Annotated in this window: 7 protein-coding genes; 6 read left to right on the forward strand and 1 reads right to left on the reverse strand. The window is 66.9% G+C overall.

Annotated elements, in window-relative coordinates:
* The coding region (locus AS93_RS0115005; protein WP_027591371.1) for a DEAD/DEAH box helicase family protein at positions 1–3,083 on the reverse strand (3,083 nt) is incomplete at its 3' end.
* Between the two features lie 330 nt (positions 3,084–3,413).
* Here AS93_RS0115005 and AS93_RS0115010 point away from each other — a divergent pair.
* The 6 genes from AS93_RS0115010 (at position 3,414) to AS93_RS0115035 (ending at position 11,022) form a co-directional block, all read left to right on the forward strand.
* Positions 3,414–4,925, forward strand: a complete 1,512-nt coding sequence (locus tag AS93_RS0115010) for a CoA-acylating methylmalonate-semialdehyde dehydrogenase (protein ID WP_027591372.1) — start codon at positions 3,414–3,416, stop codon at positions 4,923–4,925.
* Positions 4,926–4,995: 70 nt separating this feature from the next.
* Positions 4,996–5,892: a 3-hydroxyisobutyrate dehydrogenase gene (mmsB, locus tag AS93_RS0115015; protein WP_027591373.1), complete on the forward strand. Its 897-nt coding sequence runs from the start codon at positions 4,996–4,998 to the stop codon at positions 5,890–5,892.
* Positions 5,889–6,941 (forward strand): enoyl-CoA hydratase/isomerase family protein, encoded by a 1,053-nt coding sequence (locus AS93_RS0115020; protein ID WP_027591374.1) that lies wholly within the window; start codon positions 5,889–5,891, stop codon positions 6,939–6,941. The genes mmsB and AS93_RS0115020 overlap by 4 nt, the downstream gene beginning before the upstream one ends.
* Positions 6,942–6,956: 15 nt before the next feature.
* A complete protein-coding gene (locus AS93_RS0115025; protein ID WP_027591375.1) occupies positions 6,957–8,108 on the forward strand; it encodes an acyl-CoA dehydrogenase family protein in 1,152 nt (383 codons plus the stop codon).
* 143 nt (positions 8,109–8,251) lie between these two features.
* Positions 8,252–9,889, forward strand: a complete 1,638-nt coding sequence (locus tag AS93_RS0115030; protein WP_037009512.1) for a long-chain fatty acid--CoA ligase — start codon at positions 8,252–8,254, stop codon at positions 9,887–9,889.
* Positions 9,890–9,954: 65 nt separating this feature from the next.
* Positions 9,955–11,022 carry a CaiB/BaiF CoA-transferase family protein gene (locus AS93_RS0115035; RefSeq protein WP_027591377.1) on the forward strand — a complete coding sequence of 356 codons (1,068 nt, stop codon included), beginning with the start codon at positions 9,955–9,957 and terminating at the stop codon, positions 11,020–11,022.

The following is an 11,022-nucleotide window of genomic DNA, read 5'->3' on the forward strand; positions in this document are numbered from 1 at the left end:
GGGTCCAGGTTGCCGTAGGCCCTGCCGATCGAGCGGTATTCCTCGTAATCGGCACGGCTAGTACGGAAGTGGCCGCAGGCGATTTGCAGGCTGGGGAAATAGGCCAGCTCCACCTGTTCCGGGCGGCTCGACAATGGATGCACAGTGGCGCTCGGCAGGCTGGCGCGGGCCGCATAGGTAGTCAGGCGATAATCCACCAGTTCTTGTACCAGCTCACTCAGCGGCGCTATCGCCGCCTCCTCGACCGGGACATTGCCGATAAACAGTCCCTCTTCAACGCTGAAATAGCGGCCACCGCTCCAGGCGCTGATTGGATTCTTTTTCCAATAGGCCAACCAATCGCCGGGCGCCCCACTCATGCCTTGATAGTCGTCGGGCAGATCGCCGAGCAACGGGCGACGGCGCTGCAGCACCTGCCAGGAACGTTCGGCCAGCCGCTTCAGGCTGACCGCCTCGCGCCAGCCATCCAGTTCCAGAAATGCCTCCAGCAAGACCATCTTGTAGCTCTTGGTCATGGCGGTGGTTTCCAGCTCGCGCAGGAAGTCACCATGCTTGCCGATGATCGTGCGCTCTGCTTCCGACAGTTCGCTTTCCTCGGCGGCCACCAGGGCGAACCAATGTCCAAACTGGCGGCGCATGTCTTGTAGGCTGGCGCCCGAACGATAGAACTCCGTCAGGCTGGGCCGCCGGCCCAAGGTATCGCGCAGGCTGCGGTAGTCGGTTTGCAGGCTATCGCTGTCCAGCGACTTGAGGAAATCGATAAAGCGCAGGTCGTAGTTCACGAAGCAGCCTTCCGGCAACTCCAGTCGACCCTGTTCCGCCTGACGGGCGAACTCGGCCAATTGGCGGCGGTTCATGCTCTGGTTCATCAACGCCATTGGCTTGTGCAGGAAGCTCTGGTGGTTGGCGACGAAATCCAGCACCACCAGTTTGTCCTTGCCCTCAGCCTTGCGCAGACCGCGCCCGAGTTGTTGCAGAAAGAGGATTTTCGATTCGGTGGGACGCAGCATCATCACCGTATCAATCACCGGCAAGTCGACGCCTTCGTTGAACAGGTCGACGGAGAACAGCACCTGCAACTCCCCAGCGCGTAATTGCTCCAGCGCTTCGCCCCGCGACAAATGCGAGTCCGCGTACACCGCCGCCGCACGGATGCCTTCTTTGCGGAAATGCTCGGCCATGTAATCGGCGTGCCGGGTGGAGACGCAAAACGCCAAGGTGCGCGCTTGCGCATGCAAGCGCCACTGGCTCAGTGCATGCCGGGCGCGGCCGAGGGTGGCCAGTTTGTTGGCCAAAAGCTCGGGATCGAAGCGGCCGTTGCGCCACGGAATGCCCTGGTAATCCACGTCACTGTCGAAGATGCCGTAGTAGTGGAACGGCACCAGCAGCCTCTCGCTCACGCCGCTAAACAGATCGCTTTCGTAGACCAGGTTGTCATCGCACAGCGCAAGAATATTGGCGTTGTCGGTGCGATCTGGCGTCGCGGTCAGGCCAAGCAGGAATGCAGGTACGAAATGCTGCAGCAGGCGGTGATAGGTCGGCGCCGAGGCGTGGTGAAATTCGTCGACCACGATGTAATCGAAGTGTTGAGGCCTGAAGCGCTCCAAGTGCTCGAGCTTGCCGAGCGTTTGCACCGACGCGCACAGGACGTCGACCTGACTGTCGCGCTGCTGGCCGCGATAGAAGCCGACCCGCGCCGAGGGCTGAATGCGCGTGAAGGTCGCCGCCGCCTGATTGAGGATTTCCTCGCGGTGGGCAACGAACAGCACGCGACGCGCGCCCATTTGCTTGACGTCGAAGGCGGCCAGCCAGGTTTTACCTAAGCCCGTAGCCAACACCACCAGCCCACGCATATAGCCTTGCTCACGGGTAGCGCGTAGCGCGTGCAGCGCTTCCTGCTGCACCTTGCTAGGCACCGGCGGGGGTTCATGTTCGGTGCTGCCCGGCTCGATCTGCTGCACAGGCTTGATGCGCCGCCGCTCATAGGCGTCGATCCACGCATCGCTCAGCGTGATGCAACGCGGGTGTTCGAACAGTTCATCGAAACGCCGGCAGGCCTCCAGATAGCCATCGTCACCGGGGTAATTGATTCGATAGTTCCACTCCAGTCCCTGCTGCAGCGCCTGCCGGCTGATATTGCTGGAGCCAATAAACGCGCGCCCCCAGTCCAGCCCGCTGAACAGGTAGGCCTTGAGATGAAAACTGCTGCCAGCGCTCTGGTAGATGCGCACCTGCGCGCCCTGCTCGGCCAGCAGCATTAGTAGGCGCAAGGCCTCCGGGTCGGTGACGTCCAGATAATCGCTAGTCAGGATGCGCACCTGCGCGGAAGGCAGCGCCGCCTCGTTGCGCTGCAGCGATTCCAGCAGGTCGGGCAATAACAGACGCAGGCCGGTGGTCTTGATGAAGGCCACCGCCATGTCGACCCGGTGCGCTTGGTGAATGGCGGCGCACAGGTACGGCAGGAAGGGATTGTCGTCGCCGCCGGTCACCAGTTTGCTGGCGGCCTTATGCAGCAGGACGTTCAGCCACTGTTCATCCCGGCCCGGCCGCTGGTCCGGAGTCAGCCAACAGGTCGTGCGACTCAGGCTGGGAAGCGTCCGGGTCCACACGCCAATGCGTGTTTCATCCGCATCGGTGAAGTGGCGGCCATGGTGTTGGCGTTCGCCCTGCCCCCATTTGAAGCTGCAATACAGCAATCCGCCAGGCTTGAGCGCCCGCCACAGGCGCGCAAAGGCCTCTGGCAATTGGCGTTCGGGCACGTGCAGCAAGCTGGCGCAGGCCCAGATGCCGTCATAGCGTTCGATCTCCTCAACCTCATCGAAGCGCTTTACCGGAACGGTGAAGCCCAGCAGTTGGCTGGCACGGCTGGCCAATTGTTCGCTGGCATCGAAGGCGCTGACCTGATAGCCCTGCTTCTGAAACGCCCGGGCATCGCGGCCGGAGCCGCAACCAGCATCGAGAATACGGGCATTAACCGGCAACCCGGCAAGGAAGGGCACGTAAAGGCTGCGCATGTCGACGTGCAGCGTGTCGTCGACGAATTGCTGGGCGTGGCGGTTGTAATAGGCCTCGGTACTGCTCACCTAAACACTCCGAAAAAGCTGACTGCCAGGCTTCAGCCCGCAGCTTGGATAGGGAGGCAGAGCATTGGAAGGCTGCAGCGGTAGAAACCATCCCTTGGGTGCCACGATCTGCCATGAGATCGCCACCTTATGCGTGTCTTCATGTACGGGTAAAGGGCGACATGCGGTTGAGCTGCGATCCCCCCACCAGAGGCATCGCTCTATCGCCCATCGTGCATTTCCGCACACCCCCTATGCACCAACCCACATTGATGTCGGCAATTCTGCACCCTAGGATCAAGTCAAAGGCTCACACCCATCCCATAACAAAATCTTCAGGACGGACAGCCCATGCCCCAGCCCAGTGTCATTCCAACCGTCAAACTCCTGATCGGCGGCAAGCTGGTCGAGTCGTCCACCAGTCACTGGCGCGATGTCGTCAATCCGGCCACGCAGGAGGTGCTGGCGCGGGTGCCCTTCGCCACCGAGGCGGAGATGAACGCGGCGGTCGCCAGCGCCAAGGAGGCCTTCAAGACCTGGCGCAAGACGCCGATCGGCGCGCGGGCGCGGATCTTCCTCAAGTATCAGCAGTTGATCCGCGAGCACATGCAGGAGCTGGCGGCGATCCTCACCGCCGAGCAGGGCAAGACCCTGCCGGATGCCGAGGGCGATGTGTTCCGCGGCCTGGAGGTGGTCGAGCATGCCGCCGGCATCGGCAACCTGCAGCTGGGTGAGCTGGCCAACAACGTGGCCGGCGGCGTGGACACCTATACCCTGCAGCAGCCGCTGGGCGTGTGCGCCGGCATCACGCCATTCAACTTCCCGGCAATGATTCCGCTGTGGATGTTTCCGATGGCCATCGCCACCGGCAACACCTTCGTGCTCAAGCCGTCCGAGCAGGACCCGATGGTCACCATGCGCCTCGCCGAGCTGGCCCTGGAGGCCGGCGTGCCGCCGGGCGTGCTCAACGTCATCCATGGCGGCGCCGACGCGGTGAACCTGATCTGCGATCACCCGGATATCAAGGCCGTCTCGTTCGTCGGCTCGACCAGGGTCGGCACCCACGTCTACAACCGCGCCAGCCAGGCCGGCAAGCGCGTGCAGTGCATGATGGGCGCGAAGAACCACGGCATCGTGCTGCCCGATGCGCACAAGGAGCAGACCCTCAACAACCTGGTCGGCGCCGCCTTCGGCGCGGCCGGCCAGCGCTGCATGGCGCTGTCGGTGGTGATCCTGGTCGGCGAGGCGCAGGACTGGCTGCCGGATCTGGTGGCCAAGGCCAGGACCCTGAAGGTGAATGCCGGTGTCGAGGGCGGCACCGACGTCGGCCCGGTGGTGTCCCGCGCGGCGCTGGAGCGCATCGGCGCGCTGATCGAGCGTGGCATCGGCGAAGGCGCCGAACTGGTGCTGGATGGCCGCCAGCCGCAGGTGGCCGGCTACCCGCAGGGCAATTTCATTGCGCCGACGATCTTCTCCGGGGTCACCGCCACGATGGACATCTACCGCGAGGAAATCTTCGGCCCGGTGCTCTGCGTGATGCAGGCCGCCAGCCTCGATGAGGCCATCGCGCTGGTCAACGCCAACCCCAACGGCAACGGCACGGCGCTGTTCACCCGCTCCGGCGCGGCGGCGCGGCACTTCCAGGAAGAGATCGACGTCGGCCAGGTCGGCATCAACGTGCCGATCCCGGTGCCGGCGCCGATGTTCTCCTTCAGCGGCTCGCGCGCCTCCAAGCTCGGCGACCTCGGGCCCTACGGCAAGCAGGCGGTGCAGTTCTACACGCAGACCAAGACGGTGACCCAGCGCTGGTTCGACGAGAACGAAGTCGGCGGCGCGGTGAACACCACCATCACGCTGAAATGACCGACAGCGGCGCCCCGCCTGTGCGCCGGCGCCGCTGCACTCGCCGCCAACAACAACAAGGAACACGGCCATGCATATCGGTTTTCTCGGACTCGGCAACATGGGCGGGCCGATGGCTCGCAACCTGCTCAAGGCTGGCCATCGGCTCAGCGTCTATGACCTTTCCGCTGCGGCGGTGGCCGGGCTGGTGGAAGCCGGCGCGCAGCCGGCCGCCTCTCCCGTCGAGATCGCCCGGGCGGGTGTCGAGGCGATCATCACCATGCTGCCGGCCGCCGCGCAGGTGCGGCAGGTCTACCTCGGCGATGACGGGCTGCTGGCCCATGTACCGGCCGGGGTGCTGCTGATCGACTCCTCCACCATCGACCCGATGAGCGCCCGTGAAGTGGCCGCCGCCGCTGCCCGCAACGGCAATCCGATGGTCGATGCGCCGGTGTCCGGCGGCACCGTCGGCGCCGCGGCCGCTACCCTGACCTTCATGGTCGGCGGCAGCGAGGCGCAGTTCCAGCAGGCCCAGCCGATCCTCTCGGCGATGGGCAGGAACATCGTCCACTGCGGCGCCAGCGGCAACGGCCAGGTGGCCAAGGTCGCCAACAACATGCTGCTGGGCATCTCGATGATCGGCGTCGCCGAGGCCATGTCGCTGGGCGTGGCGCTGGGCATGGACGCCAAGGTGCTGGCCGGGGTGATCAATTCCTCCAGCGGCCGCTGCTGGAGCTCGGAGGTCAACAACCCGTTCCCCGGCGTGCTGGAGAACGGCCCGGCGTCGCGCGGCTACAGCGGCGGCTTCGGCACCGACCTGATGCTCAAGGACCTCGGCCTGGCCAGCGAGGCGGCCAAGCAGGTGCGCCAGCCGGTGATCCTCGGCGCGCTCGCCCAGCAGCTCTACCAGGCCAGCAGCCTGCGCGGCCAGGGGGCGCTGGACTTCTCGGCGATCATCCGCCTGTACCGCCCGGAGGACGCGACATGAGCCAGGACGCTCCGATCCTCGTCGAGCTGCGCAACCGCGTCGGCTATCTGACCCTCAACCGCCCCGCCGGGCTGAACGCGCTGACGCTGCCGATGGTGCGCATCCTGCATCGCCAGCTGCAAGCCTGGGCGGACGATCCGCAGGTGGTCGCCGTGGTGCTGCGCGGCGCGGGGGAGAAGGCCTTCTGCGCCGGCGGCGACATCCGCTCGCTGTACGACAGCTACCGCAATGGCGAACGCCTGCACCGGGATTTCTTCGTCGAGGAGTACGCGCTGGACCAGTACATCCACGCCTACGCCAAGCCGCTGCTGGCGTTGATGCACGGCTTCGTGCTCGGCGGCGGCATGGGGCTGGTGCAGGGCGCGGCGCTGCGGGTGATTGGCGAACGCACGCGCATGGGCATGCCGGAAACAGCCATCGGCTATTTCCCGGACGTGGGCGCCAGCTACTTCCTGTCGCGCCTGCGCGGCAACCTCGGCATCTACCTGGGCGTGACCGGCAACCAGGTCGACTGCGCCGATGCACTGTATGCCGGACTCGCCGATTACTGCCTGCCCGAGGCGCGCTTCGCCGAACTGGAACGGCGCCTGGACGAGCAGGACTGGAGCATGCCGGCCACCCTGGTGCTGACCGCCCTGCTCGCCGAGCTGGGCAGCCAGGAGCTGCCGGATCCCTCCTTCAGCGCTCTGTTGCCGGCCATCGAGCAGCACTTCGCCCACGACAGCATCGCCGCCATCCGCGCGTCCCTGGCGAGCGAAAGCCGTGACGCCTACCGTGACTGGGCGGCGCACACCCTGCAGGTGATCGACAGCCGTTCGCCGCTGGCCGTCAGCGTCACCCTGGAAATGCTCCGGCGCGGTCGCGCGCTGTCGCTGGCCGAGTGCTTTCGCCTGGAGCTGCAGCTGGGCCGCCAGTGGTTCGACCGGGGCGACATCATCGAAGGCATCCGCGCGCTGATCGTCGACAAGGACAAGAACCCGAACTGGAACCCGCCGACACTGGCCGAGGTGACCCCCCAACGCATTGCCGCTTTCTTTGCCGGCGCCTGAACGAGGATCAGCCCCATGCATGACATCGAACTGACCGAAGAGCAGCGCATGATCCGCGACCTGGCGCGCGACTTCACCCGCGCCGAGATCGCGCCGAACGCCCAGGCCTGGGAAAAGGCCGCCTGGATCGACGACGCCACGGTGGCCAAACTGGGCGAGCTGGGTCTGCTCGGCATGATCGTCCCCGAGCGCTGGGGCGGCAGCTATATCGACTACGTCGCCTACGCCCTCGCGGTGGAGGAAATCTCCGCCGGCGACGGCGCCCTGGGCACGCTGATGTCCGTCCACAGCTCGGTGGGCTGCGGCCCCATCCTCAACTACGGCACGCCCGAGCAGCAGGACACCTGGCTGCCGGAGCTGGCCAGCGGTCGCGCCATCGGCTGCTTCGCCCTCACCGAGCCGCAGGCCGGCTCCGAGGCGCACAACCTGCGCACCCGCGCGGTGCTGGACAACGGCGACTGGGTACTCAACGGCACCAAGCAGTTCGTCAGCAACGGCAAGCGGGCGAAGATCGCCGTCGTGTTTGCCGTCACCGATCCGGAGCTGGGCAAGAAGGGCCTGTCGGCCTTTCTGGTGCCCACCGACACGCCCGGCTTCATCGTCGACCGCACCGAGCACAAGATGGGCATCCGCGCCTCCGACACCTGCGGCGTGACGTTGCGCGACTGCCGGGTGCCGGCCGCCAACCTGCTCGGCCCGCGCGGCAAGGGCCTGGCCATCGCGCTGTCCAACCTGGAGGGCGGGCGCATCGGCATCGCCGCCCAGGCGCTGGGCATCGCCCGGGCCGCCTTCGAAGCGGCGCTGGTCTATGCCCGCGAGCGCATCCAGTTCGACAAGCCGATCATTGAGCACCAGAGCGTCGCCAACCTGCTGGCCGACATGCACACCCGGATCAACGCCGCGCGCCTGCTGATCCTGCACGCCGCGCGGTTGCGCAGCGCCGAACGGCCGTGCCTGTCGGAAGCCTCGCAGGCCAAGCTGTTCGCCTCGGAAATGGCCGAGTACGTCTGCTCCAAGGCCATGCAGATCCATGGCGGCTACGGCTACCTGGAGGACTACCCGGTGGAACGCTACTACCGCGACGCGCGCATCACGCAGATCTACGAGGGCACCAGCGAGATCCAGCGCCTGCTGATCGCCCGCGAGCTGCGCAACTACGGCGTCTAGGCACGGCGCCGCTGGAGACAGGGAGGAACGACGGCTTCGATCTGCACGCGCACGGGCGGCCGGTCCGCTCCGCGTCGGCCCCGGGCATCGGGGCCGCATCCGAGACAACAACAATAAGGACGACGACGATGCTTACTGGAACGATGCAACAGACCCCGCTGATGCTCAGCGCCATCCTCACCCACGCCGCCATGGCCCACGGCGACCGGGAAATCGTCTCGCGGCTGGTCGACGAACCCCTGTGGCGCTACGACTACGCGGGCCTGGCCAGACGCGCCGGCCAGGCCGCCTCGATGCTGCACCGCATCGGCGTGCGGGCCGGCGACATGGTCTCCTCCCTGGCCTGGAACACCCACCGTCACTTCGAGCTGTTCTTCGCCGTGCCCGGCATCGGCGCCGTGCTGCACACCGCCAATCCGCGGCTGTCCGACGAGCAGATCATCTATACGCTCAACCACGCCGGCAGCGGCGTGCTGCTGTTCGACCGCAACTTCCTGGCCCTGGTCGAACGCCTGCGCCCGAAGCTGGAGCGCATCCACACCTTCATCATGCTGTCCGATGCGCAGCGCACCGAGCCGGGCGCGGTCGGCGCGCTGAGCTATGAAACGCTGATCGCCGACGCGCCGCCGCTCACCGCCTGGCCGCAGTTCGACGAGAACGCCGGCGCCATCCTCTGCTACACCTCCGGTACCACCGGGCACCCGAAGGGCGTGCTCTACAGCCACCGCTCCATCGTCCTGCACGCCATGGCGGCGGGGCTCAGCGGCGCCTTCGGCTTCTCGGCGTTCGACTGCATCATGCCCTGCTCCTCGCTGTATCACGGCACCGCCTGGGGCGTGCCCTTCACCGCGGCCATCAACGGCTGCAAGTTTGTCCTGCCGTGCGACAAGATGGATGGCGCCAGCCTGCAGGAGCTGATCCAGAACGAGGGTGTAACCTTCTCCGGCGGCGTGCCGACCATCTGGACCATGTACCTGGACTACCTGGAACGCACCGGGGAAGACGCCGGCAAGCTGGAGCGCCTGGTGATCGGCGGTTCGGCGGTGCCCAGGGTCATGGCGCAGAAATTCCAGACCCGCTACGGGGTGAGCGTGCGCCAGCTGTGGGGCATGACCGAGACCAGCCCGCTGGGCGTGGTCGCCACGCCGACGCCGAAGCTCGAGGCGCTGGGCCAGGCCGCCGCCGATGAGGTGATCTGGACGCGCCAGGGGCGCCTGCAGTTCGGCATCGAGCTGAAGATCGTCGACGAGTCGGGCCGCGAGCTGCCCCATGACGGCGTCAGTTCCGGCAACCTGCTGGTGCGCGGTCCCTGGACGGTGGAGCGCTACTTCCGCAGCGAAACCAGCGCGCTGGACGCGGACGGCTGGTTCAACACCGGCGACATCGCCACCCTGGACGCCAACGGCTTCATGCGCATCACCGACCGCAGCAAGGACGTGATCAAGTCCGGCGGCGAATGGATCAGCTCCATCGACATCGAGAACATCGCCGTGGGCTGCCCGGGCGTGCGCATCGCCGCGGTGGTCGGCGTCACCCATCCCAAGTGGGAGGAACGCCCGGTGCTGATCATCGAGCCCCACGACGGCGTGGAGATCTGCGTCACCACGGTGCTCGGCCACCTGGAGCCGCACATCGTCAAATGGTGGATGCCGGACGCGGTGATCATCGACACGGTGCCGCTCACCGCCACCGGCAAGATCGACAAGAAGCGGCTGCGCGACCGCTATCGCGCGTACCTGCTCGATCTGGAGACCGGTGAAACGAGCGCGGCGAGCCTGTAGCGGCGACGTGGTGGATGTGGAAAGCGACATCCACCCTACGGATAACCTGAAACCGGGAGCACGCCATGCCGGACACCCCTCGCCAAGGCCCGCTGCGCGGCCTGCGCGTACTGGAATTCGCCGGCATCGGCCCCGGCCCGCATTGCGCCATGCTGCTCGCCGACCTCGGCGCCGAGGTGCTGCGCATCGAGCGCGAGGGCGGCAACGGCTGGCCCAATCCGGTGGTCGATCGCGGTCGCAAGCGGCTGACCCTGGATATCCGTAGCGATGCCGGGCGCGAGCGCTGCCTGGCGCTGGCCGAGAACGCCGATGTGCTGATCGAGGGCTTCCGCCCCGGCGTGATGGAACGCCTCGGGCTCGGCCCGCAGCCGATGCACGCGCGCAATCCGCGCCTGGTGTACGGGCGCATGACCGGCTGGGGCCAGGACGGCCCGCTGGCCCACAGCGCCGGGCATGACATCAACTACCTGGCCCTCAGCGGCGCGCTGGCCGCCATCGGCACGCCCGGCGGGCCGGCGACTCCGCCGCTCAACCTGGTCGGCGACTTCGGCGGCGGCTCGCTGTACCTGGCGTTCGGCATCCTCGCCGCGCTGTGGGAGCGCGAACGCTCGGGCCAGGGTCAGGTGGTCGATGCAGCCATCGTCGACGGCGTGTCCTCGATGATGAGCTTCTTCGCCGGCCTGCTGCCCGGCGGCAGGATTTCCCTGGAGCGCGAACGCAACCTGCTGGGCGGCGCCGCCCCGCATTACCGCTGCTACCGCTGCGCCGACGGCCGCGAGATCGCCATCGGCCCGCTGGAGCCGCAGTTTCTGGCCGAGCTGCTGCGGCGCATCGAGGCGCCGGCGGAGCTGCTCGCCGGCTGCGCCGACCCGACCGACTGGCCCGAACAGGGCCGCCAGCTCGCCGAATTGTTCGCCGGCAAGACGCAGGCCGAGTGGTGCGCGCTGCTGGAAGGCAGCGACGCCTGTTTCGCCCCGGTACTGACCCTGGCCGAGGCCGCGCGGCATCCGCACATGCGCCAGCGTGGCGTGTACCGCGACATCGACGGCGTGCTGCATGCCGCCCCGGCGCCGCGCTTCTCGCGCACGCCGGGCGCGATCCGGGGCTCAGTGGCGGCGAGCGACTGGGACTGA

The sequence above is a fragment of the Pseudomonas sp. RL genome, assembly GCF_000647775.1.
GTDB lineage: Bacteria > Pseudomonadota > Gammaproteobacteria > Pseudomonadales > Pseudomonadaceae > Serpens > Serpens flexibilis.

Bases quoted from the DNA above. Each gene is read 5' to 3' on its own strand.
- AS93_RS0115010 (WP_027591372.1), top strand. From the start codon at position 3,414: ATGCCCCAGCCCAGTGTCATTCCAACCGTCAAACTCCTGATCGGCGGC.
- mmsB (WP_027591373.1), top strand. From the start codon at position 4,996: ATGCATATCGGTTTTCTCGGACTCGGCAACATGGGCGGGCCGATGGCT.
- AS93_RS0115020 (WP_027591374.1), top strand. From the start codon at position 5,889: ATGAGCCAGGACGCTCCGATCCTCGTCGAGCTGCGCAACCGCGTCGGC.
- AS93_RS0115025 (WP_027591375.1), top strand. From the start codon at position 6,957: ATGCATGACATCGAACTGACCGAAGAGCAGCGCATGATCCGCGACCTG.
- AS93_RS0115030 (WP_037009512.1), top strand. From the start codon at position 8,252: ATGCAACAGACCCCGCTGATGCTCAGCGCCATCCTCACCCACGCCGCC.
- AS93_RS0115035 (WP_027591377.1), top strand. From the start codon at position 9,955: ATGCCGGACACCCCTCGCCAAGGCCCGCTGCGCGGCCTGCGCGTACTG.